The organism is Azospirillum picis, assembly GCF_017876115.1.
Taxonomy (GTDB): Bacteria; Pseudomonadota; Alphaproteobacteria; order Azospirillales; family Azospirillaceae; genus Azospirillum; species Azospirillum picis.
In genome coordinates this window covers 198,729-221,715 of the sequence record NZ_JAGINO010000004.1, presented here as the reverse complement: position 1 = coordinate 221,715, position 22,987 = coordinate 198,729, and the positions used below count along the sequence as shown (strand labels likewise).

General features: G+C 66.8%; 23 protein-coding genes and 1 pseudogene. 15 read left to right on the top strand and 9 right to left on the bottom strand.

Going from position 1 to position 22,987, the window contains the following annotated elements:
• Nucleotides 1-57: 57 nt before the first annotated feature.
• From J2850_RS08310 to J2850_RS08300, 3 genes are all read right to left on the bottom strand, one after another.
• Nucleotides 58-879: a calcium-binding protein gene (locus J2850_RS08310; protein ID WP_209980515.1), complete on the bottom strand. Its 822-nt coding sequence runs from the start codon at nt 877-879 to the stop codon at nt 58-60.
• Between the two features lie 467 nt (nt 880-1,346).
• Complete coding sequence (locus J2850_RS08305) at nt 1,347-2,705, bottom strand: HlyD family type I secretion periplasmic adaptor subunit (RefSeq protein ID WP_209980514.1); 1,359 nt, start codon at nt 2,703-2,705, stop codon at nt 1,347-1,349.
• Entirely contained in the window at nt 2,702-4,426 is a 1,725-nt protein-coding gene (locus J2850_RS08300) for a type I secretion system permease/ATPase (protein ID WP_209980512.1), read from the bottom strand. Before J2850_RS08300 ends, J2850_RS08305 begins: the two co-directional genes overlap by 4 nt.
• 565 nt (nt 4,427-4,991) lie before the next feature.
• Between J2850_RS08300 and galE the strand changes: the two genes are divergently transcribed.
• The 3 genes from galE to J2850_RS08285 are packed head-to-tail and all read left to right on the top strand — an operon-like array spanning nt 4,992 to nt 7,859.
• Nucleotides 4,992-6,005 carry a UDP-glucose 4-epimerase GalE gene (galE, locus tag J2850_RS08295; protein WP_209980510.1) on the top strand — a complete coding sequence of 338 codons (1,014 nt, stop codon included), beginning with the start codon at nt 4,992-4,994 and terminating at the stop codon, nt 6,003-6,005.
• Nucleotides 6,006-6,041: 36 nt separating this feature from the next.
• The gene (locus J2850_RS08290; RefSeq protein WP_211113829.1) at nt 6,042-6,593 is read left to right on the top strand and encodes a MarR family transcriptional regulator; all 552 of its coding nucleotides are present in this window, start codon (nt 6,042-6,044) and stop codon (nt 6,591-6,593) included.
• A gap of 36 nt (nt 6,594-6,629) precedes the next feature.
• Nucleotides 6,630-7,859 carry a DUF2336 domain-containing protein gene (locus J2850_RS08285; RefSeq protein WP_209980506.1) on the top strand — a complete coding sequence of 410 codons (1,230 nt, stop codon included), beginning with the start codon at nt 6,630-6,632 and terminating at the stop codon, nt 7,857-7,859.
• Between the two features lie 22 nt (nt 7,860-7,881).
• Here the strand turns inward: J2850_RS08285 and J2850_RS08280 are convergent, their stop codons facing one another.
• Nucleotides 7,882-8,796, bottom strand: coding sequence for a LysR family transcriptional regulator (locus tag J2850_RS08280; protein ID WP_209980504.1), 915 nt, complete (start codon nt 8,794-8,796; stop codon nt 7,882-7,884).
• Nucleotides 8,797-8,916: 120 nt separating this feature from the next.
• On the opposite strand from J2850_RS08280, the gene aptA reads away from it, so the two are divergent.
• On the top strand, nt 8,917-10,293 hold the full coding sequence (gene aptA, locus J2850_RS08275; protein WP_209980502.1) for an omega-aminotransferase AptA: 1,377 nt from the start codon (nt 8,917-8,919) through the stop codon (nt 10,291-10,293).
• Here aptA and J2850_RS08270 read toward each other — a convergent pair.
• Nucleotides 10,290-11,729, bottom strand: coding sequence for a nitrate regulatory protein (locus J2850_RS08270; RefSeq protein ID WP_246512900.1), 1,440 nt, complete (start codon nt 11,727-11,729; stop codon nt 10,290-10,292). The two genes, aptA and J2850_RS08270, sit on opposite strands and share 4 nt — an antisense overlap.
• A 196-nt stretch (nt 11,730-11,925) precedes the next feature.
• Here J2850_RS08270 and J2850_RS08265 point away from each other — a divergent pair, with 196 nt between their 5' ends.
• Both J2850_RS08265 and J2850_RS08260 read left to right on the top strand, forming a co-directional pair.
• On the top strand, nt 11,926-12,105 hold the full coding sequence (locus tag J2850_RS08265) for a hypothetical protein (RefSeq protein WP_209980501.1): 180 nt from the start codon (nt 11,926-11,928) through the stop codon (nt 12,103-12,105).
• Nucleotides 12,106-12,221: 116 nt separating this feature from the next.
• On the top strand, nt 12,222-13,436 hold the full coding sequence (locus J2850_RS08260) for an alpha-hydroxy acid oxidase (protein WP_281414962.1): 1,215 nt from the start codon (nt 12,222-12,224) through the stop codon (nt 13,434-13,436).
• A gap of 84 nt (nt 13,437-13,520) precedes the next feature.
• On the opposite strand, the gene J2850_RS08255 is transcribed toward J2850_RS08260, so the two are convergent.
• Nucleotides 13,521-14,225 (bottom strand): hypothetical protein, encoded by a 705-nt coding sequence (locus J2850_RS08255; RefSeq protein ID WP_209980499.1) that lies wholly within the window; start codon nt 14,223-14,225, stop codon nt 13,521-13,523.
• 198 nt (nt 14,226-14,423) lie between these two features.
• Nucleotides 14,424-15,674, bottom strand: a complete 1,251-nt coding sequence (locus J2850_RS08250) for an ankyrin repeat domain-containing protein (protein WP_209980497.1) — start codon at nt 15,672-15,674, stop codon at nt 14,424-14,426.
• 100 nt (nt 15,675-15,774) lie between these two features.
• Between J2850_RS08250 and J2850_RS08245 the strand changes: the two genes are divergently transcribed.
• The 9 genes and pseudogenes from J2850_RS08245 to J2850_RS08205 all read left to right on the top strand — a co-directional run bounded on the left by J2850_RS08245 (nt 15,775) and on the right by J2850_RS08205 (nt 20,943).
• On the top strand, nt 15,775-15,930 hold the full coding sequence (locus tag J2850_RS08245; RefSeq protein WP_209980495.1) for a transposase: 156 nt from the start codon (nt 15,775-15,777) through the stop codon (nt 15,928-15,930).
• A gap of 162 nt (nt 15,931-16,092) precedes the next feature.
• Nucleotides 16,093-16,408 (top strand): annotated as a pseudogene (locus J2850_RS08240) (IS66 family transposase); the annotation flags it as partial.
• Nucleotides 16,409-16,532: 124 nt separating this feature from the next.
• Entirely contained in the window at nt 16,533-17,357 is an 825-nt protein-coding gene (locus J2850_RS08235) for a hypothetical protein (RefSeq protein WP_209980493.1), read from the top strand.
• A gap of 149 nt (nt 17,358-17,506) precedes the next feature.
• A complete protein-coding gene (locus J2850_RS08230; protein WP_209980492.1) occupies nt 17,507-17,713 on the top strand; it encodes a hypothetical protein in 207 nt (68 codons plus the stop codon).
• Nucleotides 17,714-17,909: 196 nt separating this feature from the next.
• Nucleotides 17,910-18,071, top strand: coding sequence for a transposase (locus J2850_RS08225; protein WP_209980490.1), 162 nt, complete (start codon nt 17,910-17,912; stop codon nt 18,069-18,071).
• 30 nt (nt 18,072-18,101) lie between these two features.
• Nucleotides 18,102-18,656 (top strand): alpha/beta fold hydrolase, encoded by a 555-nt coding sequence (locus J2850_RS08220; protein ID WP_209980488.1) that lies wholly within the window; start codon nt 18,102-18,104, stop codon nt 18,654-18,656.
• 91 nt (nt 18,657-18,747) lie between these two features.
• Nucleotides 18,748-19,509 carry a nucleotidyltransferase family protein gene (locus tag J2850_RS08215; protein WP_209980486.1) on the top strand — a complete coding sequence of 254 codons (762 nt, stop codon included), beginning with the start codon at nt 18,748-18,750 and terminating at the stop codon, nt 19,507-19,509.
• Entirely contained in the window at nt 19,502-20,221 is a 720-nt protein-coding gene (locus tag J2850_RS08210; RefSeq protein WP_209980484.1) for a metallophosphoesterase family protein, read from the top strand. Before J2850_RS08215 ends, J2850_RS08210 begins: the two co-directional genes overlap by 8 nt.
• Before the next feature lie 575 nt (nt 20,222-20,796).
• Entirely contained in the window at nt 20,797-20,943 is a 147-nt protein-coding gene (locus tag J2850_RS08205) for a hypothetical protein (RefSeq protein ID WP_209980482.1), read from the top strand.
• Between the two features lie 154 nt (nt 20,944-21,097).
• Here J2850_RS08205 and J2850_RS08200 read toward each other — a convergent pair whose 3' ends face one another.
• Both J2850_RS08200 and J2850_RS08195 read right to left on the bottom strand, forming a co-directional pair.
• Nucleotides 21,098-21,352 carry a hypothetical protein gene (locus J2850_RS08200; protein WP_209980480.1) on the bottom strand — a complete coding sequence of 85 codons (255 nt, stop codon included), beginning with the start codon at nt 21,350-21,352 and terminating at the stop codon, nt 21,098-21,100.
• 146 nt (nt 21,353-21,498) lie between these two features.
• Nucleotides 21,499-22,890, bottom strand: coding sequence for a S53 family peptidase (locus J2850_RS08195; RefSeq protein WP_209980478.1), 1,392 nt, complete (start codon nt 22,888-22,890; stop codon nt 21,499-21,501).
• Nucleotides 22,891-22,987: the final 97 nt, after the last annotated feature.

Sequence of the window (22,987 nt, the reverse complement as noted above, 5' to 3'; positions counted from 1 at the left end):
GGCGGCTTTACGCCGCCGGTCCACCTTTCAGGCGATCACCCGACCTGAGCTCAGGCCTCAGTGGATGACGAAGTAATCGTTCGGGTGGTTATGGACGTCGTCAGCCGACACGCCCTTCAGCGTGATGCTGTCGCCGTGGCCGAGATCGATCACGGCATCGCCGTTATGGTCGGTGACGCGGGACGCCAGATCGGCGGCGTCGGTCACTTTCAGGCCATTGATGTTGCGGGAGATCTGCAGGACGTCCTCGCCGGCCTTGAAGTCCAGAACCACGTCCTGGCCGCCACCGCCGGAGAAGATGAAGACATCATGTCCGGCGCCGCCGGCCAGGAGGTCGTTGCCCCTGCCGCCTGCCAGCATATCGTTGCCGTCGTCACCGAACAGCATGTCGCTGCCGTCGCCGCCGTTCAGCACGTCGTTGCCGGTGCCGCCATGCAGGACGTCATTGCCTTTGCCGCCGTCGAGGATGTCGTCGTGCCCGCCACCGGACAGTGTGTCGTCACCATTGCCGCCGGTCAGCACGTCGTTGCCGTCGTCGCCGGTCAGCACGTCGTCGCCGTTGCCGCCGTCGATCACGTCGCGCCCACGGCCACCGATCAGTACGTCGTCACCATTCCCCCCCAGGATGATGTCGTCGCCGTCACCGCCATCCACGATGTCGCTGCCGCTCCCCCCCAGCAGCACATCCGCGCCCGAACCGCCATGGATCACGTCCTGCCCATTTCCCCCGAACTGGGCATCGTGTCCGGCACCGCCGAGCAGGGTATCGTTGCCGTTGCCCCCCAGCAACAGATCGCTACCCTGCCCGCCTGTCAGCAGATCGCCGTGATTCGTGCCGATCTGCACATCGTCGTAGTTGCCCCCAGGAACCGTAGCCATCGTAGGTGTCTCCTTGCGATGTGATTGAATTGTTGGGCCGGCATTTCCGGCCTTGCGCGAAAGGCTGAGTTCGCCCTTTCGGTGTAACCAAAACTATAGGCGGCATAGTGTGATAAAACTTAGGCCAGTGAAAGAGAAAGTTGAGTCATAACAAAAGATTCTCACAGAAGAACGCATTCTCTGTACTTTCAAATAGAGAGTTATATTGAATTAAGTCGACTTTCAAAACATTTTGCATTTTAAAAATTGCTGCACTGACGTATAATTTCGCAACCTGAATCAGAAAATATCAGCAGATCGCCGTCTTGGGTTTGCTGAACCAAGTGAAGGGAATTAGCAAAGGCATACGAAAAGGGCCGGCGTGGGGGACGCCGGCCCTTTCGCGGAGCGCCGCGGTGGATGGCCCCCCGCGAGCACCCCTTTCCCGACGGTCCGAACGGGGAGCCGGCGGGATCAGAGGTCCGCGCTTACTTTTCGCGGAAAGCCTTCTGCAGGCCGTCGGTCAGCGGGGTCAGGAAATAGTCTATGGCGCGGCGGGCATGGCCATGGATCATGACTTCCGCCGGCATGCCCGGATGCAACTCCACGGTGGGCATCTCCTTCAACACTGCGGCATCCATTTTGATCCGCGCCGCGAAGTAAGGGTATCCGGTGCGGTCGTCGACAAGTTGGTCCGCCGACAACGAAACCACCTCGCCCGGCACCGGTAGCACCGCGCGCTGGCGGTACCCTGTCAACTTCACGACGGCGCGGCTGCCGACATCGACATTCTGGACGTCGGCCGGCGACACGCGCGCCTCGACGATCATGGCGTCGTCCTGCGGCACGATGTCCAGGATTCCGACGCCTGCCGGAATCACGCCGCCCGGCGTGAAGAACTTCAGCCCGGTGACGCGACCCGCCTGCGGTGCCGTGACCGCCTGCCGCAACAGCACGTCGTCGGCACTCCGCAGGCGTTCGGACAGGTCGGCCACACCGGCCTGGGCGACCTGAAGATCGACCCCCACTTCCGACCGGCGGGTGTTGCCGAGGTTGATCATCTCCAGTTCGGCGGCAGCGATGGCCTGCTCAGCCTTCGACTTGTTGGCCATCAGTTCGCCAAGCCGGCCCTGGGAATCGGCGACATTGCGTTGAAGTTCCAGCAGGCGCGGCTTGCGCTCATACCCCTTGGCCAACAGGGATTGCACCACCTGGAGCTCATCCTGGGTGTAGCGCAGGCGATCGGCAGTGGCCTTGCGCTGCGATTCCAGCGCCTGGATCTCGTCGCGAAGCTGGGAGATCTGCTTGCGTTGGATGGCGAGTTGCGCCTCGTGGCTGTCATGGCGCGACTTGAAGAGGCGTTCCTCGACGGCCAGTGCTTCGGCCGCCACCGGGCTGGTGCGCGCAGCAGCCGCCAAGTCTTCGGGGACCAACGGCCGGGATGCGTCCGACTGCTCAGCGCGCAACCGGCCGAGCCGGGCGAGCGCCGTCCAATATTGTCCCTGCAACTGAGCGACGACTGCCTGGCTCTGCGTCGAATCGAGGCGCAGCAGCACCTGCCCGGCCTTCACCAAATCGCCGTCCTTCACAAGCAATTCGCGCAGGATGCCGCCTTCGAGGTGGGAAACGGTCTTGCGGTGGCTTTCGACCATCACCGTGCCGGCGGCGAGCGCCGCACTGTCCAGACTGGCGGTGCAGGCCCAGCCGAGGAAGCCGCCAAAGCCAACCAGCACCGCGAGCGCACCGGCGAGCGCGGTATTGCGCAGCGACGGTTCGGCCGGGGCCACGTCGATGGTCGCGGTCCAGGTGCCGGATGCGATCGCCGGACGCGACTGGATATCGGTCATCGTTGCTCTCCCGTGCGGACGAGACGGGCCACGCCGGCCGGCACGGCCGCTGGCTGCACCAATTTCAGAACGTCGCCACGCGCGCCGAAATGCTCGACGGCGCCGTCCTTCATCACCACCAGCTTATCGGCGACGGCGACGATGGACGGCCGATGGGCGATCATCACCACGGTGGTACCCTCCGCCTTCACCTTGGCGACGGCGGCTAAAAGAGCCTGCTCGCCTTCGTGGTCGAGGTTGGAGTTGGGCTCGTCGAGCACCAGAAGACGGGGCCGTCCGAAGAGGGCGCGGGCCAGCGCGATACGCTGACGCTGCCCGCCGGACAGGGAAAAGGCGCTCTCGCCCACCGGCGTGTCGTAGCCGAAGGGCAGCCGCCCGATCATCTCGTGCACGCCGGCCAGTCGCGCCGCGCGAACGATCTCCGCAGGGTCGGCATTGGCCATGCGCGCGATGTTCTCGCCGATGGTGCCGTCGAGGAGAGCCACCGATTGCGGCACATAGCCGACATATCTGCCGAAGCTCTCGCGCTCCCACAGGTAGGTGCTCGTTCCGTCGAGATAGATGCCGCCGGCAGTCGGCTGCCATACCCCGACCAACAGGCGGGCGAGCGTGGATTTGCCGGCACCGGACGGACCGATGATCCCAAGCACCTCGCCGGCCTCCGCCGCGAAGGTGACGCCGCGCAGCACCGGCCGGCTCAGCCCGGCGGGGACGTGGGTGACACGGTCGACCGTCAGCTTTCCCTGCGGCGCCGGCAGCGGCATGGTGGAACGGGCGTGGGCGCCGTTGTTCAGCAGGTCGCGGATGCGGCGATGGGCCTCCAGCGCCTTCACCCATTGCCGCCAGCCGTCGACGAGCTGTTCGAACGGATGCAGCAGTCGCCCGGTGATCAGGCCGGCGGCCATCATGCTGCCGGGTGTGACGAGATTGTCGATGACAAGCGTGGCACCGGCCGAGATCACGGCGATCTGCAGGATCAGGCGCAACGAGCGCGAGGCTGCTGCCATCGCGCGGGACACTGTGGCGCCACGGTCGATCATGCCGGCCGATCCGGTCTGCGCCGACTGCCAGCGCAGGGCCAAGGCTGGCAGCATGCCCATCGCCTCGATCGCCTCGGCATGGCGGACGGTCCCGGCGACATCGGCGAAGACCCGGGCCGACGCCTCGTTTGCCTGGGCCATCGGCCGCCGGGTCAGCGCATCGGTCAATACACCCATCACCGTCAGCAGAAAGGCCGCACCGATCGCGATGAAGCCGTAGACAGGGTGCAGCAGGAACAGGATGGCAAGGAAGATCGGCGCCCAGACCAGTTCCAGCGGGGCGGTGACGGCGCTGCTGGTCATGAAGCTGCGCAGATCATTCAGGTCCCGCATGGTCTGGGCGGCATTCCGCGAGCCGCCGGACAGGGCATCGACGATCGACGCCTCCAGGGCCGGTACGTTGAAGCGGTGCGCGACCACCGCGCTCGTCACCAGGAAGGCACGGGCGCGAATGAAGTCCAGCACGCCGTAGAGCACCAGCGCCCCGACGGCGATGATCGCCAGCATCGTCAGCGTTTCCAGGCTGCGGCTGCTCATCACGCGGTCGTAGACCTGCATGGTGAAGAGCGGAACCACCAGCATCAGGACGTTCACGAACAGGCTGAGGAGTCCGGCCAGCAGCAGGCCATGTCCGATCTTCCGGTAGGCTTGGGTCAGCAAGGGCCGATCCACGGAACTCATCGTTGATCCTTCGCGATGGAGGGCTGGATGATCCCGGAGCGGCGCCGCCTGAGGGTGCCGGCCGGGAGCAGGGGACGCGTTGGAAACGAAAAAAGCTGCCGGCGGCGACAGTGCGCGGGACAGTCTGGTCGGCTCGGGGGGAGGCCGGGTGCGGTGGAACCGCGTATGTACCGGAAGCCGCGGCGCGTGCTTGGGGGGAGCAGCGCGGAGGGGCGTTCCGTGACTTAAGCTTTACCCCGGGGACATTTTAGGTACGTGTGACAAATTTCGGGGCCTACCCCTTTCCGGCATCCGAAAAAGAGACAATACCGCGGCATTAAGTCATTGTTCTAGAAGAGAAATTGCTCTCCTATCCAAACGATTTAAATCATTATGGGTAGGTTTTGCTCCTCTCTGGCCAGACGTGGAGCCATTCAGGCATGCTGCGTCGCGATGCATTTGCGCAGTCAAGGGCCTCCCCCAGCCTTCAGCACTGCCCCGCCCCCCTTCCTTCCACCACACCGGCCGCGCCCATGCACCCGTTGCCCGGCTTGCGGCCTGAAGACCGGTTCAAGGAATCCCGTTCATGACAGAGTCCAAGACCATCCTCGTCACCGGCGGCGCCGGCTATGTCGGCAGCCACTGCGTGGCGGAACTTCTCGAGCGCGGCCATCAGGTCGTCGTCTTCGACAATCTGAGGCAAGGCCACGCCGCTGCCGTTCCGGCGGAAGCCGCCTTCGTCCGGGCCGACCTTGCCGACGAGGCGGCGCTGTCGCGGCTGTTCGGCCAATGGCGCTTCGACGCGGTCTTCCACTTCGCCGCGCTCTCGGTCGTGGGCGAATCGATGCGCGACCCCCACGCCTATCTCCACGGCAACACCGTCACGTCGTTGAACCTGATCCGCGCGGCCGTGAATGCCGGGGTGACCAAGCTGGTCTTCTCCTCCACCGCCAACCTGTTCGGATCGCCGGCGCGCATCCCGATCGACGAGGACGAGGCGATCGACCCGGGCAGTCCCTATGGCGAATCGAAGTTCATCATCGAGCGCGCCCTCCATTGGGCCGACCGCTGCCACGGGCTGCGCTCCGCCTGCCTGCGCTACTTCAACGCGGCGGGTGCGCATCCCAACGGCAAGCTGGGCGAGGACCACAGCCCCGAGACCCACCTGATCCCGCTGGTTCTGGACGCCGCCGCGGGCAAGCGCCCGCACATCGAGATCTTCGGCGACGACTACGACACGCGGGACGGAACCTGCATCCGCGATTACATTCATGTCTGCGATCTGGCCGACGCCCACCTGCGGGTGCTGGATGCGCTGGAGGACCGCTCGGTCCGCTACAACCTGGGCAACGGCACCGGCTACAGCGTACGCGAGGTGATCTCGTCGGTCGAGCGCATCACCGGCAGGCCGGTCCCGGTGAAGGTCGGCCCGCGCCGTCCGGGCGACCTGCCGGTGCTGATCGCCTCGTCGGAACGCATCCGCCGCGATCTCGGCTGGAAGCCGCGCTTTGCGGAACTGGACAGCATCATCGGCAGCGCCTGGGCCTGGCGCAGCGCACACCCCCTGGGATACCGCGGCCTGGCCGCCGCGGCAGAGTGAGAAGGCAGGCATGGCAGAGTCGGGATTGTGTCGGCGATGAGCAACCTGAACTGGGACGATGACGATGCGGCCCGCCGCGGCCCGGAGGACCGGCCCGCCGGCCAGGGAGGCGGAGAGGAACTGGACCTTGCCGATTTCCACGGCATGGCCCGGCTGGTCGAGCGGATGCACCGCCGGTACCTCGACGTCGTGCGCGTCAGCCTGTCCAAACAGGGCATCGAGGACATCGGACCTGTGCAGGCGCTGATGGTCATGCTGATCGGCGAGGACGAGCTGTCGGTCCGCGACCTGATGGAGCGCGGCTACTATCTCGGCTCCAACGCGTCCTACAGCCTGAAGATCCTGGTCGACGCCGGTTACATCAACCGCGCCGCCAACCAGCGCGACCGGCGCACAGCCCGCCTGCAACTGACCGACAAGGGACGGGAGCTGTGGGAGGGCCTGCGGCGGATGGAGCAGACGCAGGCCGAAGCCCTGGTCCGCAACGAGGCCGAGGCCCGCGACCTGAAGGCGAGCTACCGCACCCTCCGCCGGCTCGACCGGCTGTGGGGCGACATGATCCGCTATTCGTGCCTCGACTTCGATTGACCGCATTTCCCTGCAATGCCGCAGACGGGTGACCCGATGTCCCGATCCGTGCCCCGGTCCGAGCCGCCGCTCGGCCCGCTCCCCGAGCTTCCGCCACTCAACGCCCTGTCGCCGAAGGACGTGGAGCGGCTGCTCGCCGCCCCGACCGCCCAGACGCGGATCGAGACGATGCGCAAGCTGTTCCACGACCTGGAGGCGGGGGCGCTCACCCCCGCGGAACGGTCGCTGGCGATCGAGGTCGTGCACTGCTTTGCGGGCGACGCCCAGGTGGCGGTGCGCGAGGCGGTGGCCTGGCAGCTCCGCAACAGCCCGCTGCTGACCGAGGAACTGGCCGAGCGCCTCGTGCGCGACGTCGGCCGGGTCGCCTTCCCCATCCTGCGCGACGCGGCGGGTCTGACCGACGACCTGCTGCTCGACGTGCTGTCCGATCCCGACTCGGGCAAGCATGTGGCGGTGGCGAACCGGGCCAGGGTATCCGCCCGGGTGGCGGGCGCCATCGCGGAACGCGGAAACGTGGTGGCGGTGACGGCATTGCTGCGCAACGACGGTGCCGAGGTGCCGGACAGCGCCATGAGCCGGGCGCTCGACCGCTTCGGCCGGGTGCGGATGGTCAGCGAGGCCGCGGCGGCCCGTCCGGGCCTGTCGCTGGCCATGGTGGAGCGGGTCGTCGGCTTCGTCTCCGAGTCCATGCGCACGACGCTGATGCAGGCCCACGGCCTGTCGCGCGAGCTGGTCGACCGGCTGGTGGAGCGCGGACGGGAGGCGGCGACCATGCGGTTGCTGCGTCCGGTGCTGCGCGGGGCCGAGGACGTCGATGCGGTGATCCAGTGGCTGCACACCAACCGGCGGCTGACCCCGGTGCTGCTGTTCCGGTCCCTGTGCGCCGGCGACCTGCCCCTGTTCGTCGCCGGAATGGCCGCCCGTGCCGGCATCCCGGTGGAGAATGCCCGCAAGCTGGCCTGGGACGACGGCGAGCTCGGGATGGCGGCGCTGCTGAAGAAGGCCAGTGTGGCGCCCGGCCTGCTGCACCCCTTCCAGGTCGCCGTCGCCGTCGTCAAGCGGCTGGACTATGACGGCGCCGAGGAGGGTCGCGAGGACTTCCAGTCGGAGGTGATCAGCGACCTGTTCACCGCCTGCACCCCGACCAACGACTGGATGGTCGACGACCTGCTGCTCCAGCTCTTCGACCAGAAGTCCGAGGCGGTGATCGACCGGGCGCTGGACCAGGCGGGCCTGCCCTTCTCGCCCGTGCGGACGACGCCCTGACCCTTCGCCCGCCGGCGAGGGGTCAGGCCGGCGGGGCAGCGCCATCTTCCGGCCGCTGGAGCAGTTCCATGAAGCGTTCCAGCACGAGGTTGGGCGACACGCCCTTCTTGGTGACGGCATTGAACTGCACCCGGTAATGGTGGCTGTCCGGAAGCAGGGCGCGCATGGCACCGCGCTCCACCCAGCGGGCGGCATAGTGGACCGGCAGGAAACCGATGTAGCAGCCGGTCAGCAGCAGGAAGGCGACCCCCTCGCGGTCGGTGGCGGTGGCGGTGGCGTTCAGGGCATGCGGCGGTTGCGACCGGGTCGGGGCCACGGCGTCCGCCGCCTCCACGGCCTCGCGCGAGACGGTCGCCGCATCGAACAACGGATGCCCGATGCCGCAATAGAGCCGTGACTCCTCGTCGTAGAGCGGGAGGCGCGCCAGTCCCGGCAAGGCCCGGCGCTCCGGCACGACGCCGACATGGAGCCGGCCGTCCAGGACGCCGCGCTCGATCTCGTTGGGCGGGATCATCCGGATGTTGACGCGGACCTCCGCCGCCTCCCGCTTGAGGCCGCGCAGGGCGTTGGTCACCCGCATGCGCGGCATGGTGACCAGATTGTCGGTGATGCCGATGTTGAGTTCGCCGCGCAGCCGGCCATGGGCGGCGTTGATCTCGCCGCGGAAGATCTCCAGGCCGGCCAGCAGGCGCAGCGCCGCCTCGTGGGCAAGGCGCCCTTCGTCGGTCAGCATGAAGCCGGCCCGGCCGCGGCGGCACAACGACAGCCCGAGCCGCCGCTCCAGGTCGGCCATGTGCTGGCTGATCGCCGCCCGGCTGATGTTCAGCTCCACCTCGGCCGCCGAGAACCCGCCACAGCCGACGACGGTGGTGAAGACGCGCAGCAGCCGGATGTCGGCATCGGTGACGGCGGGAAGCGGTTTCGCGGGCTTGCTCATGGACCGGTTCCGGACAGGTAAGCTGCGGCTTATGTGAAGTTCGGATGGTTTGGATTTAACCACAGGAACGGCGCCGGCACACTGTTCCTCCTCCCCGGACGCAGACAGGAGAGCGGCGGCATGGCACCCCTGGACAACGACTTCGGTTCGAGCAACCCCGGCCCCGCTGCCGACAGGGCGGGCGGCGTGACCCGCGAGGAGCTCGACGCCCACTGGATGCCCTTCACCGCCAACCGCGGGTTCAAGAAGAACCCGCGCATGATGGTGAAGGCGGAGGGTGCCTGGTACTGGGACGCCCAGGGCCGGAAGATCTACGACAGCCTGTCGGGCCTGTGGTGCAGCGGCGCCGGCCATTGCCGCCGCGAGATCGCCGACGCGGTCGCCGCGCAGATCGCCACGCTCGACTACAGCCCCGCCTTCCAGCATGGGCATCCGGCCGCCTTCAAGTTGGCGCACAAGCTCGCCTCGATGACCCCCGCCGGGCTCGACCATGTCTTCTTCGTCAACTCCGGGTCGGAGGCCGCCGACACCTCGCTGAAGATGGCGCGCGCCTACTGGCGGATGAAGGGACAGCCGGCGAAGACCAAGCTGATCGGCCGGGTGAAGGGCTATCACGGGGTCAATTTCGGCGGAACCAGCCTGGGCGGCATCGTCGGCAACCGCAAGCTGTTCGGCACCGGCGTCGACGCGGACCACCTGCCCCATACCCTGCTGCCGCAGAACGCCTTCACCAGGGGCATGCCCGAGGAGGGCGCCCATCTCGCCGATGCGCTCGAAGAGCTGGTGGCCTTGCATGACGCCTCCAACATCGCCGCTGTGATGGTGGAGCCGATGGCCGGGTCCGCCGGCGTGCTGCCGCCGCCCAAGGGCTACCTGCAGCGCCTGCGCGAGCTCTGCACCAGGCACGGCATCCTGCTGATCTGCGACGAGGTCATCACCGGCTTCGGCCGCATGGGCACCGCCTTCGGCGCCGACTGTTTCGGCGTGGTCCCGGACATCATGACCGTCGCCAAGGGCCTGACCAACGGCGCGGTCCCGATGGGCGCGGTGGTGGCCAGCCGGGAGATCTACCGGACCTTCATGGACAATGGCGGGCCGGACCATCTGGTCGAGTTCCCGCACGGCTACACCTATTCCGCCCATCCGGTCGCCTGCGCCGCCGGCCTCGCGGCGCTGGAGCTGTTCGAGCGGGAGCGGCTGGCCGACAAGGCGGCGGCGCTGATGCCGCATTTCGAGGATCTCATCCATGGCCTGAAGGGGCTGAAGAACGTCGCGGACATCCGCAACTGCGGCCTTGCCGGCGCCGTGCAGATGGCCCCCCTGGCGGGCGACCCGGCACGGCGCCCCTACGAGGTCGCCATGAAATGCTGGGACGCCGGTCATTACGTGCGGTACGGCGGCGACACGCTGCAGTTCGGCCCGCATTTCATCAGCGAGCGCGAGGACCTCGACCGCCTGTTCAACGTCGTCGCCGACGCGATTCAGGCGACGGCCTAGGCGCCCCCCGCCGTCACGCCCCGGAGGATGTCCGACATGCTGAGGATGGCTTCGGCCACCTCGACGATCCGCTTGTTCTGGTTCATGGCCGTCTTGCGGATCAGCTTGTAGGCCTCCTCCTCCGACAGGTTGCGGGTGGACATCAGCAGGCCCTTCGCCCGGTCGATGACCTTGCGTTCGTTCAGCGCCGCCTTCGCCGTCTCCAGTTCGAGGCTGACGTCGCGCAGCCGCTGCGACTGCGCCTGCACGACATCGAGCACCGAGCGCATCAGCTTCGGCCGCAGCCCGTCGGAGGCATAGAGGCCGGATACATGGTTTCCGGGCTGCCCGGCATCCTGCGGTGCCGCCGGATCGGCGTCGATCAACTGCATGGCCAGCACCATGGCGACCGGCAGCACGGCGTCCGGACCGGCGGCGGCTGCCTGCTCCAAGTCTGCCTGCTCCAAGTCTGCCTGCTCCAAGTCGGCCTGCTCCAGGTCGGCGCGGGCCTGGGCGAGCTTCGCCTCGCACAGGCCGCGCAGGTCCGCCGTCAGGCGGTCCTCCACCGACTTCATCAGATCCATGCGCCGGGTGGCCGCGTCGAACCAGCCCTCCGCCGTGACGCCCGGCAGGCCGCCGTCGCGGGAGTCCTCGCCCAGCGCCACCCCGCGCATCCGCTCGACCTCCGCCACCACCGCGTCGGCCAGCGCGGCGCGCAGCGCGGCGTCGTGGGCCGGATCGGCGAACTCCGCGACGATGCGGAAGGCGCGGTTCTGGGCAGCGATCAGGTGGAGGAGCCGGGCATGCTCCGCGCCGTCGAAGCGCCCGCGCGAGAATCCGGCGCCGGCGGTCGCCCGCTCCTGCCCCGCGAACTCCTTGCCCTGGACGAGGTTGAACAGCGCGACCAGCGCCTGCGAGATCTCCGGGTCGGCGGCGATGTCGGCCGCCTCGAACACCACCGCCAGCAGGTGGCCGATGACGTCGGTGAAGGATTTGACGGAATCCTGCGGCACCAGGGCAAGCGAGGCAACCTGCCGCCTCAGGGCCGGCAGCCCGTCCATCGCATGCAGGGCGATGGCGACCCGGTTGTAGAACTGCGCCCCCGAACCCAGGCGGCCGAGCCGCTCGTCGACAAGGTCGAGCCTGCCGCGCAGCACCGTCTCCAGCGCCTGCGACTCGGCCGCCCGCATGACGCGGTCCTCGGCGAAACGGCTGCCGCCCGAGCCGAGATAGATCGAGGAGGCGCCGCGTTCCTTCTGCAGGGCGTGGATCAGGGCGCACAGGTCCCCGACCAGCGCGCCGACCGCCAGGAGCTGCTCGACGTCGCGGATGCGGCACAGAGTGGCGGCCCGAAGGAACCGTGCGGCCGCGGTGCCCGTTCCACCCCCCTTGCCCTCGCGTTCCGTTCCCATCGCCACCGCCCCCACCCGCATCCCGTCCACCGTCCGGCGAAGCAACGGACATGCCAGCGGCCCGCCCGACCATGTACCGGCCGGGTCCCCCGCGCCGGCCGGCGGGGCGGCGGAAATCCGCCGGGAGGAAGTGCCCAAGATCCTGGCGCGCCTGCCGAAAGTTTAGGCGCCGGTCCTGTGAAACCAGCGGCACGCCGGCCCTGTTGAATCGATCATCCATCCCCTGACCCGAGGCGCGGCGATGACCAAGAACCCCTTCATGAGCGCATGGCTGTCCTGGGCCAACCGTGCCACCAGCCTGTGGACGACCGCCGCGATGTCGGCGGCGAAGCGCAACCAGACGGCCGCGTTCAAGGCGATGACGACGCCGCCCAAGCCCGCCGCGTCGCGCTCCAAACGGAAAGGCCGAACCGCCCGCTGAGCGTCGCGGCGGCCGCCCTCCGCCACCCGGCGGAAAGGGCATGCTTGACGGTGCGCGAGGGCGATGGCCAAATCCTACCCCCTTTCGTTTCATGCGCAACCGTCGAGACACGTCCCATGACCTCCGTTCGCATGCCCTCGTCGCGGCCGCCGTCGCGCTGGGCGAACCTGTTCACCGACCAGCCCGTCACCTGCGTGGAGGATCTGCGGCAACTGGCGGAATGGCGCGTGCCGCGGATGTTCTACGATTACGCCGATTCCGGCTCCTACACCGAGTCGACCTATCGCGCCAACGAGTCGGACTTCGGCCGCATCAAGCTGCGTCAGCGGGTGGCGGTGGACATGACCAACCGCACGCTGGCCAGCACCATGGTCGGCCAGCCGGTGGCGATGCCGGTGGCGCTGGCGCCGACCGGCCTGACCGGCATGCAGCACGCCGACGGCGAGATCCTGGCCGCCCGCGCAGCATCCAAGGCCGGCGTGCCCTTCACGCTGTCGACGATGAGCATCTGCTCGATCGAGGATGTGGCGGAGAATACCGACAAGCCCTTCTGGTTCCAGCTCTACGTCATGCGCGACCGCAGCTTCATCGACAAGCTGATCGACCGGGCGAAGGCGGCCGGCTGTTCGGCGCTGGTGCTGACGCTGGACCTCCAGATCCTCGGCCAGCGCCACAAGGACATCAAGAACGGCCTGTCGACGCCGCCGAAGCTGACCATCGGCAACATCCTGGACATGGCGACCAAGCCGCGCTGGTCGATCAACATGCTGCGCACCAAGCGCCGCACCTTCCGCAACATCGTCGGCCACGCCACCGGCGTCAGCAACCTGTCGTCGCTGTCCTCCTGGACGGCGGAGCAGTTCGACCCGACGCTGAACTGGGACGACGTGCGCCGCATCCGCGACCGCTGGGGCGGCAAGCTGATCCTGAAGGGCATCCTCGATCCCGAAGACGCCGTGATGGCGGCCGACACCGGGGCCGACGCCCTGATCGTCTCCAACCACGGCGGCCGCCAGCTCGACGGCGCCGTCTCCTCGATCTCGGCGCTGCCGGCCATCGTCGAGGCGGTGGGCGACCGCATCGAGGTGCTGATGGACGGCGGCATCCGCTCCGGCCAGGACGTGGTCAAGGCGCTGGCTCTCGGGGCCAAGGGCACCTTCATCGGCCGGGCCTTCCTCTATGGCCTCGGCGCCGGCGGCGAGGCCGGCGTGGCCCAGTGCCTTGAGATCATCCGCAAGGAAATGGACGTCACCATGGCGATGTGCGGCCTGCGCGACATCAAGGACGTCACCGCCAACATCCTGGCCGGCAAGCCCGACTTCGCGGCCTGACCGGCGGCGCTCCCTTCCCTTGCGCCGGCCTGCGGCATGGAACGTCATGGAACGTTGTTTCCGATGCCGTTCCATCCGGCCGGCCTACAGCCGCCGGGAGAAGACGCCGGCCCTGCCACGGCCGCCCGGCAGCGGCGGCAGGTTGGGAAAAGGGTCGTCGGGGTTGAGGGTCCAGGGGTAGACGCCTTTCGGGCCTTCGGCTTCCGGATGGGCGAGAATGGCGGCGACCGCCGCCGGATCGGGCGGTCTGCGTTCCCGCAACGCACCCGGTGCGTCGTCGTCGAGTTCAGGGACGATGACGGCGGGTCCGGCCATCGGCGCAACCACCGACCCGCCGGCAGGCGGCGCCTCGGGCCGGGCCGCTGCCGCCGGGATGGCGGCAGCGGCAGCGGCGTCGAGGCCGGCGAACAGGCCGAGCCGCTCGGCCAGCCAGCGGACGGTAGAGGGATCGCCGGCCGAAACCAGCCGCTCGATCTGCTCGGCCACCAGGGCACGCAGCGAGGACAGGCGCAACTCGGCCTCGCGGTTCAGCGCCTCACGCTCCCACCAGACGCGGACGCGGAGGTCCTTCGACCCGTAATAGGCCCGCCACAGCGTGGTGCGGCTGCAGCCCATGGCGCGGGCGACCTGGAGGAAGGAGTTGCCGCGGGCCAGCATGCCGGCGGCCATGATCCACTGTTCCTCATGGAACTGCGAACCGGGGACCAGGGAACCATCGGAGGGAATGGGCGGCTCCTCCGCCCAGCGGGGGAGACGGTCCTGGTTGAGGGCACTGGCGTCAACCGGCATGGTGGCACTCCGCAAGAGAGGGGACTTGCGGGCGAGTCTATAGGAATATTTTCTACTCTTGGGATTTTTGTTCAAGAATGCTCTGGATGAAGCGCCCCCTCTTTGGCGACGCGCCTTTCGGCGGCTGGACTCCGCCGCGCGCATCGTTGGATAGGCTGCCGCGCCGTACGCCCGCGGGAAACGCCCGACGCTGCGGTCTCAGCGTCTGTAGGGTGGTTGCGGCAGGTGCAGGGGTGCAGGGTTCAACGCCACCCAGTCGACGGCGAGCGCACGAAGCCGGGCGGTGTCGTCACCGATCCTGGCCTTCGCCTCGGCAATAAGGCGGTCGGCCTCCGACAGCGCGGCGTCGGGCAGAGGAGTGGCGGAGCGGATGTGGTGCAGAAAGGCGTCGGCCATCTTTCGATAGTCCGCATCCCAGTTGACGCCGCCGTTGCGTTCGAGTTCGTCGTTGATCCTGCCTGCAATGCGGATGACCTCCCCCTGTACCGTGTCCGCGTGCCCGGCCGAGGGTACGAGCAGGTCCCAAAGCTCCTGGTAACGGTCTTCCCACCGGGCCGCGGTGGCGACGACAGGCGATTTGCCGTCATGCATCACGCGGCGTGGAACCGGCATCACGCCGAACAGTGCATAAAGCCGGTCAAGCGCCGCGCTCGTCGCCTCCACGTCGTCGGGATTGTATCCGGCGCGATGGAACTCGAACTGCTTGCCTATGCGCTCCACCAGGCTCGCGATTTCCGGCGTCGCGACGGTCTTCTCGCCATGGCCCCTGCCGAGGAAGCGGCTGAGCAGCGATTTGGGCTTGGCCTCCACCGGCCGCCGTTCGGCCGCCACCAGCAGTTGGGCAACGGCTTCCACCCGCCTGATGTCGCTATTGGCGCAGCGCCGCAATGCATAGACCAAGGGCGTCTGCCCGCTGCCATCGAGCGCGTCCACGCGCGCGCCATGCTCCAGCAGCAGCTCGACCGCGCGCCGATTGCCAACCGCGGCCGCCTTGTGGAGCGGCGTGCCGCGCCCATTCTCGCCGCTATGCACATCGGCGCCCAGGTCCAGCAGGATCTGGATTCGGCCTTGCCAATGGCCTGAGCGCGAATGAAGCGGAGTGTCGCCATAACTGTCGGGTGCGGAACAGTCCGCGCCGTTATCGACGAGCCAGCGGGCGAGCTCGTCGGGGCAATCGTTGAACGCGAGAGCGGTCTGCTTGAACACCCCGCCGCGGGCATTCACGTCACAGCCGTCGAAAACCGCCTTCAGCGCTTCGACATCGCCTGTCTTCAGCAAGCTCTCGAAGTCCTTCGGCAACGTCTTTCGTTTCGCCTTTGCCACTGCAACTCTCTCAGGTCTGAAGGAAGACGGCGGGATGCCGAGATCTCGATACAGTCGGCGATCAGGATAAATCGGCGCTGCATTGAATGCAGCCTTCCGTGGGTTCTGCGAGTGACGCTGCGACATGTAGTACGCCTCCGGTGAGCGCTGCCTTGGCAAAGCAGGGTCCGCCGTCCGAGTTTTGCGTGGCGCGTCACCGCGCGGACGCAAACGCGTTGCAAACGTCATGGCTTATAAACGGGTCGAGGTTCTGAGTGGGACGGAGCGGCGGCGGACCTGCACGCCGGCGGAGAAGGTGCGGATGGTCGAGGAGGCGTTCCGCCCCGGTGTGGTGGTGACGCAAGCGGTCCGCCGGCCGGGCGTGCACGAAAGCCTGCTGTAGCGCTGGCGAGGACTGATGCAGTCCAGCGGAACCGCCATGTCCGAACCGTCCAGTTTCGTGGCGGTGACCATCACGCCGGAGCCGGCTGAAACCGAACCGACAGGCGGGGAACTCCCTGGACCGATGCCGCCACCAGCAACATCGACCGCGAGCCCGGCGATCATCGAGGTCAGCCTGTCCACCCTGGCCGACCAGATGGGCACCGCCGGCGCGGTGCTGAAGCCGCTGCACGACCTGATCGCCGCGCATGTGATGGCGGCTGCATGGCGACGATACGCCGGTGCCCGTGCTGGCCAAGGGCAAGACCGACACCGGGCGGCTGTCGGTGTACGTGCGTGATGACCGGCCGTTCGCCGGCCAAGCCCCACCGGCGGCGCTGTTCCACTACTCGCGAGGCAGCAAGGGCGAGCATCCCGAACGGCACTTGGCCGGCTTCACGGGCTGGCTGCAGGCCGATGCGTTCGCCGGCTGCAACCGATAGCTTAAGTTTCTTATTCAAAAACGATATGAGAAACTATAGAAGCCCGCCCCCGAACCACAACGCGGCGCGGCTCAAGGTGCTGGGTCTCGGAAGAGAATTCGCCAGCGTTCGGGAGGGAAACATGCAATCAATCCTGGCGGCCTTTGTCCTGATGACGGGCATGGCGGCAGTGTCGGGCTCTGCGACCGCCGAGCCGATGCAGAGCACAGAACCATCGACGGGCGAACAGACCTTTGTCGACTGCACACCAGTCTCCAATGTGGACAGTTGCTGGGAAGCCGGCGTTGCGGCGGAAAAACGCGGGGATGCGAAGGCGGCGCTCGCGGCTTACCAAGCGTCCTGCGATGCGGGCTTTCAGGTGGGCGGCTGCTACGAGGCCGGCAAGATCTATTTCCTGAACGTCGATCTCCGCAACTATGCAGCCGCACAGGAGAGGATGGAAATCGTCTGTGGTTCGGATGACGTCGGGATCGGCCCCTATGCCTGCAAATATCTGGGCATCATCTATCGCAAAGGCCTCACCGGAGAGCCGCGGATCGACCGAGCCTTTGCGGAACTCTCGCGCGCATGCTTCCTGCACAATCCCGAGCCGTTCATCGACGGAAACGGGTGCGAGGTTCTCGCCGACAGCATTCCCGACGCGGACGAAATGGGCGTCGACGAACACGTATGGCAGCCGGAGTATATCGCCTATCTCGCCTTTGCGATGGGCTGCAGCGACGGCATGCCCGGACTTTGCGATCGGGCGCTGGCAATTTACAGCCGGGCGGAGGCGCAATCGGCGAACTGGCTCGGCCGTTGCGCGGAGGATGTCGAAGTCGTTGGGTTTGCCGGACAATGCGGGGAGCTGAGCCGTGCCGCCTCTGTTGTCGACCACGATCAGCGGCAGGCGTTCCGCCGCCGTCTGGTAAACATGTACCATCGCGCTACGAAATTCGCGGGATAACGGCTGACGCAAGAAGCGGATTGCCCGCGACAGGCTTATAGGCAAGTCGAAACGGTCACTTTCGGATATCGAGATCGGTAATCGTCCGCCGGGAGACACTCAAGCAAATGATAAAGCGGCTGGACGGTCGACGGCAAATAGGAAACCCCGTGAAAATATTCTCCCTGCTGTTTGGCATCCTGCTCCTCATCGCAACATTTGTGTGGTTCTCCTATTTCGTGCCGCTTGGCTGTGGGATGAACCCCACCGGCTGCCGCGAAGAATTCAGTGTCTGGAGCCAGATCGGCCTCATCCATTTCTGGGCGCCCGTCGCGGTTTCCGTGGTGGCTATCGTTTATGGGATCAGGCGGTCATGAGATTGGCGATGCGAGAGCCAGCCATTTTGGCGGCGCGATGACCGGTCGCCTCTCGCGGGCCGCCGGAGCCGACCTTCTGGAGATGACGAGGTCCGAGTAGTACGCCCCCGGTGAGCACCGCCTTGGCAAAGCAGGGTCCACCGTCCGAGTTTTGCGCGGCGCGTCATCGCGCGGACGCAAACGAGTTGCAAACGTCATGGCTTATCAACGGGTCGAGGTTCTGAGTGGGACGGAGCGGCGGCGGACCTACATGTCGGCGGAGAAGGTGCGGATGGTCGAGGAGGCGTTCCGCCCCGGTGTGGTGGTGATGCAAGCGGCCCGCCGGCCGGGCGTGCACGAAAGCCTGCTGTACCGCTGACGAAGGCTGATGCAGTCCAGCGGAACCGCCATGTCCGAACCGTCCAGTTTCTTGGCGGTGACCATCACGCCGGAGCCGGCTGAAACCGAACCGACAGGCGGGGAACTCCCTGGACCGATGCCGCCACCAGCAGCTTCGACCGAGAGCACGGCGATCATGGTGATGTTGATGCGTCCGCCGACCGATCCCTCCGCCGACCGGCTTGATGTCCTGGCACACCGTCTCGCCTTCGCGCGGCGTCTCTCCGGATCCCGATATCCGTTCGACGACGCGCATCACCGCCTCCTCATCCTGGAGGAAACCCGCCGCGGGCACGATTCCGCCGGCCCCAGACTTCAGATCGCGGCCATGGCCGTGGCGGGCGACCGTCGTGCGCGCCTGGTGACCATCACAGCACCCACGTTCGTCGTCCATGGGATGGAGGACCCGCTCTTCCCGCCGGCCTTCGGCCGGGATACCGGGCCGTCGATCCTACAGGCGGCCCTGATGATGCTCGACGGCGTGGGGCATGAGGTGCCGCCCGCCCTCGACCGGACCATCGCCGCGGCGATCGGGCGGACGAACCGGCGGGCGTCATACGGTTGAAGCCGCTCCCGAGCGGCCTGCAACGCTTCGGCATGTTGCCCTGTTGTACCCGGGCAACGTGCCGAGCGCGGCATGCAAAGGGGAGTGGTCCATGAGCGTACTCCGTGAGGGCAACGCCACGGTCAGCGCGGAGGCCGAGGCCTTCTATACCGAAAGCCTCAAGCTGCTGACGCAGTCGGGCATTCCCTTCCTGCTCGGCGGGACCTATGCGGTCAGCGCCTACACCGGCATCACCCGGCCGACCAAGGACATCGACATCTTCTGCTGCGGCGGCGACTTTCCCCGCATCCTCGGCCATTTCCAGGACCACGGCTTCGAAACCGAGATCGAGGACGAGCGCTGGATCGGCAAGGTCAAGCATGGCGACCTGTTCTTCGACGTCATCTTCAACTCGGCGGTCGCGATCAACCCGGTCACCGACCGCTGGTTCAAGGAGGAGCACCGGGCGGTGATCTGCGGCACCGACGTCCGCATCGTCGCGCCGACCGAAATGATCTTCTCGAAATCCTTCGTCCAGATGCGGCACAAGTATGACGGTCCCGATGTCGCGCACCTGATCCTGAAGCAGCATGACGCGATCGACTGGAAGCGGCTGCTCGCCCACATGGGGCAGTATTGGGAGGTGCTGCTGATCCATCTCCTGAATTTCCGCTTCATCTATCCGACCGAGCGTGACTGCGTGCCGGACTGGCTGGTGTCGGAGCTGCTGGAGCGCATGCACGAGCGCGCCAAGCTCCCGGTCGCCCAGACCCGCATCTGCCGCGGCCGCCTGTTCTCGCGCGAGGACTACCTGATCGACGTCACCGAGTGGGGCTTCGCCGACGTCGTTGGAGAGGAGGGCAAGAATGGCTGACAGCACGCTGACCGTCGCCGCCATCGGCGACATCCATGTCGGGGAAACCTCGCAGCACCCCTTCCGGGAGCTGTTCCAGGAGATCGCCGGCAAAGCCGATGTGCTGGCGCTGTGCGGCGACCTGACCAACCACGGCAAGCCGCGCGAGGCCGAGATCCTCGCCGAGGATCTGCGGGCCATCGGCATTCCGGTGGTCGCGGTGTTCGGCAACCACGACCATGAGTGCGGCCACCTGGAAGAGGTCCAGCACATCCTGGAGCAGGCCGGGGTCCGCTTCCTCGACGGCGCGCCGCTGGAGATCCGGGGCGTCGGCTTCGCCGGGGTGAAGGGTTTCGGCGGCGGCTTCGGCAACCGGATGCTGGACAGCTTCGGCGAGCCGGCGATCAAGCAGTTCGTGCACGAGGCGGTCAACGAGGCGATGCGGCTGGAAAGCGCACTCCGGCAGTTGGACACCGAGCGCGTGTTCGTCGTCCTGCACTACGCGCCGATCGCGGCGACGGTGGAAGGCGAGCCGACGGAGATCTTCCCCTTCCTCGGTTCCTCGCGGCTGGCCGAGACCATCGACCGCTTCGACAATGTCCGTGCCATCGCGCATGGCCATGCGCATCACGGCAGCTATACCGGCACCACGCTGCGCGGCACCCCCGTCTACAACGTCGCCCAGACCATCCCGAAGGACACCGGCCGGCCCTATGCACTGATCCGGGTCTGAGTCCCCGGCCTTGCGCCCGGCGAGCCGACGCGTGTGTGAACGGGTGGCGTTCCGGGAGACGTTGCGCGCATGCACAGGTTTCCGGGGATCGGTAAGCTGACTTTCCCCCTCCCCGACCCTCCCCCGCTTTCGGGCCGACCTTCGGTCGGCCGAGGCGGGAGAGCGGACTGCCGCCGGTCTGCGGATCGGTTCAGGCCGACAAGCATCCTGCCCTCTCTCTCCCACGGAAAATGGGGGACGGACGGGGTGGCGACGAGGGGTTGCAGGCAATGCCACGGTTTGGTGAATTTTTTGTTATGCCGTTTACGAGTGCCTGAGCTGCGCCGTGATCCATCTTTGATCCATTGCCGTACCCAGCGGGTAGGATTATCTCACGCCTCCCGCGCGGCTCACGCCGATAAGATGTTGGAATCAATATGTTCCGTAATGCGGATCATCCGGTTCGGCACCATCGGAAGGCTGGCGGATTAAACGCGGCGTCCCGGACGTCAAAGGTTCGGGAAAAGACCGCAGAAGGGATCGTGCGATTCACGGATCCGGATCCTCAAGGGCCAGGTATCGAAAGGGTTGGTCACATGCTTTGCAATCTCGTCACCGTCGCGTCGTTGAGCGTCCTTCTTTTATCAGGGCTTGGCTTAACCATCGCCAAGACCCCGAAGGCCGATCATGAACAGCGTGCCGACCTCGGTCGTCGTATCGTCGACGAAAACATCATGGGTTGATACGCGAGGCTCACTTCCCCCTCCCGACACCGGGAGGGGGATCCTCATGCGACCAGACCGCCTCCCGATCGCCTACGGCGTTGTGCGGAGGCTTCAGGCTTTTCCTTTTCCGTTTGAGCAGGTTTCAGGCGATACCGCTTGAAACGATCACACTCTAGGCGGACGCACCGGTGCCGACCTGCTCCAGGGCGGTGAGGAGCGCTTGCCCGTCCGGGACGCCCCAGCCGGCCACGGCGGAGAATCCTGGTCCTGCGTCGTACCCCTTGCCGGGGTGAGGATAGGAGGCGTTGTTGCCCTGGGTGATGGGGCGGCAACCGACGCTTCCCACCGTCCGACCGTCCGGCAGCTTTTCATAGAGAAGGCGCGTAAGGAAACGCTTCTGCCCGCCGGCCGGGGACTGGGCGCTCATGCGGGCGACCAGGCATGCCCACATGGGCGCGGACGCGCTGGTGCCCCCGTTCGCCGACTCTGCGCCACGCAGGATCAGTGAGTAGAAGGGATTGCCGGACAGGCCGGCCACATCGGGAACCACCCGGCCGTCGAGGGAGGGTTGGTTCAGCGAGGAGACCTGCACCGCCTGCCATGCCGGCCGCGGGAAAACCGTGCTGATGCCGCCGCCCGTCGCACCGCCATGGCTTTTGGGCTTCCGCCAGCCGGGGCTGGTCCACCAGACGACCTCCTCGCCGCCATCGTGCCGCCGACGCTCAGGACGAAGGGGCTGGACGCAGGAAAATTCACATGCGCCCGGTCGTCCTCGACATTATCCCCCGAGCCGTCGTCGCCGGCGGCAACACAGACGGTGACGCCCATCATCGCAAGGGTCTGGAACTTCTGGCCGATGGCCTGGATCGCCGCCGCCGACAACCCGTCGGCGACATCCTCGGGATAGCCCCAACTGATCGAGACGGTCAGAGGGGTGCCGTCGGCGGCATCCTTGATGATGGCGTCGAGCAGATCGACCCAGCCCTTCTGCGTGAATGGGGCGAAATAGACGAGGATATCGGCGGCCGGGCAGAGTCCGGCGACGATTTCCACGTCCATCATCACCTCGCCGCTGTCTTCGAGCTGCGAGTCGCGCTCGTGCGGCGGCAAAGCCAGGATCTGGTCCAGCGTCAGGGCCGGAGCACCAAGAGGCACAGTCTGCACCGTCGGCTTCGAACGGCCGTTCCTGGCGCAGAATTCGGTGAGGTCCTCATCGAAATAGCCGCCACCGAATTCGGCGATGGCAATGCGCTGCCCGGCCCCATCGCCCGGCGGAAAATTGTAGTGGCGCTCGATGTCGGCGGGCGTCACCGGACCGGCCAGGTCCCCGGCGGAGGTCGTTCCGGCCGCCGTTCCGGTGGCGGCGGTTCCAGTTGCGGTGGTGCCGGTGGCGGCCGTCTTGCGCCGTGCCACCCGGCGCTCGTCCAGACCGAAGACCCCGGTCACGATGCCATCGAGATCCGCCGGCAGGCAAAGCTCGCCCTCGCGACCGCGAAAGGTGCCCTGGGCGTCGTCATGGTAGAAGGCGAGGTTGGCTTTGAAGGCGGCTTCAGCGCAGGCGACGGTGCCGGCCACGCGGATCGAGCGGGTTGGCAGCGACACGTCCAGGATCCGGAAGCCGAAGCCTTCGAGGACCTTCACGACCTTGTCGGCGTCGTCGGCAGACGCCGGGAGCACCGCCTCGACCTCGTCCCGCGACATCGGCTTGAGCCCGATCTCGTCGGCCTTCGGAAGCGAGGGCCCTCGAAGCGCGATCGTCAGTTCCAGCGTCGCGTCCTGCGCGATCCCGCCAAGCCGCCGGGTGGCGGGCTTATGGCCACGGTGGCTTCCCGGCAACGTCACGAATCCATTGGTCATGGGGCTTCCATCCTCGCACTGTTGGGAAAGGGGAAAATCCCTTAATAGTAGTTTTCTTTCTGGGATTTCACGAACTTGCTGTTGTTTTTGCGCGGAAATTACCCTCATTACGGGATATAGTCAAACTAATTACGCCTGAAATTTTATGAGCGGGCCGTACCCTGCCCATGGGTTCCATGATGCAGGCCGGTCGCTGGCGGCCGGT

Bases quoted from the DNA above. Each gene is read 5' to 3' on its own strand.
- J2850_RS08280 (WP_209980504.1), bottom strand. From the start codon at position 8,796: ATGAGCAAGCCCGCGAAACCGCTTCCCGCCGTCACCGATGCCGACATC.
- J2850_RS08210 (WP_209980484.1), top strand. From the start codon at position 19,502: ATGGCTGACAGCACGCTGACCGTCGCCGCCATCGGCGACATCCATGTC.
- J2850_RS08235 (WP_209980493.1), top strand. From the start codon at position 16,533: ATGCAATCAATCCTGGCGGCCTTTGTCCTGATGACGGGCATGGCGGCA.
- J2850_RS08260 (WP_281414962.1), top strand. From the start codon at position 12,222: ATGACCTCCGTTCGCATGCCCTCGTCGCGGCCGCCGTCGCGCTGGGCG.
- J2850_RS08250 (WP_209980497.1), bottom strand. From the start codon at position 15,674: ATGTCGCAGCGTCACTCGCAGAACCCACGGAAGGCTGCATTCAATGCA.
- J2850_RS08225 (WP_209980490.1), top strand. From the start codon at position 17,910: ATGGCTTATCAACGGGTCGAGGTTCTGAGTGGGACGGAGCGGCGGCGG.
- aptA (WP_209980502.1), top strand. From the start codon at position 8,917: ATGGCACCCCTGGACAACGACTTCGGTTCGAGCAACCCCGGCCCCGCT.
- J2850_RS08305 (WP_209980514.1), bottom strand. From the start codon at position 2,705: ATGACCGATATCCAGTCGCGTCCGGCGATCGCATCCGGCACCTGGACC.
- J2850_RS08220 (WP_209980488.1), top strand. From the start codon at position 18,102: ATGTCCGAACCGTCCAGTTTCTTGGCGGTGACCATCACGCCGGAGCCG.
- J2850_RS08215 (WP_209980486.1), top strand. From the start codon at position 18,748: ATGAGCGTACTCCGTGAGGGCAACGCCACGGTCAGCGCGGAGGCCGAG.
- J2850_RS08265 (WP_209980501.1), top strand. From the start codon at position 11,926: ATGACCAAGAACCCCTTCATGAGCGCATGGCTGTCCTGGGCCAACCGT.
- galE (WP_209980510.1), top strand. From the start codon at position 4,992: ATGACAGAGTCCAAGACCATCCTCGTCACCGGCGGCGCCGGCTATGTC.
- J2850_RS08205 (WP_209980482.1), top strand. From the start codon at position 20,797: ATGCTTTGCAATCTCGTCACCGTCGCGTCGTTGAGCGTCCTTCTTTTA.
- J2850_RS08195 (WP_209980478.1), bottom strand. From the start codon at position 22,890: ATGAGGGTAATTTCCGCGCAAAAACAACAGCAAGTTCGTGAAATCCCA.
- J2850_RS08300 (WP_209980512.1), bottom strand. From the start codon at position 4,426: ATGAGTTCCGTGGATCGGCCCTTGCTGACCCAAGCCTACCGGAAGATC.
- J2850_RS08290 (WP_211113829.1), top strand. From the start codon at position 6,042: ATGAGCAACCTGAACTGGGACGATGACGATGCGGCCCGCCGCGGCCCG.
- J2850_RS08310 (WP_209980515.1), bottom strand. From the start codon at position 879: ATGGCTACGGTTCCTGGGGGCAACTACGACGATGTGCAGATCGGCACG.
- J2850_RS08285 (WP_209980506.1), top strand. From the start codon at position 6,630: ATGTCCCGATCCGTGCCCCGGTCCGAGCCGCCGCTCGGCCCGCTCCCC.
- J2850_RS08245 (WP_209980495.1), top strand. From the start codon at position 15,775: ATGGCTTATAAACGGGTCGAGGTTCTGAGTGGGACGGAGCGGCGGCGG.
- J2850_RS08255 (WP_209980499.1), bottom strand. From the start codon at position 14,225: ATGCCGGTTGACGCCAGTGCCCTCAACCAGGACCGTCTCCCCCGCTGG.
- J2850_RS08200 (WP_209980480.1), bottom strand. From the start codon at position 21,352: ATGAGCGCCCAGTCCCCGGCCGGCGGGCAGAAGCGTTTCCTTACGCGC.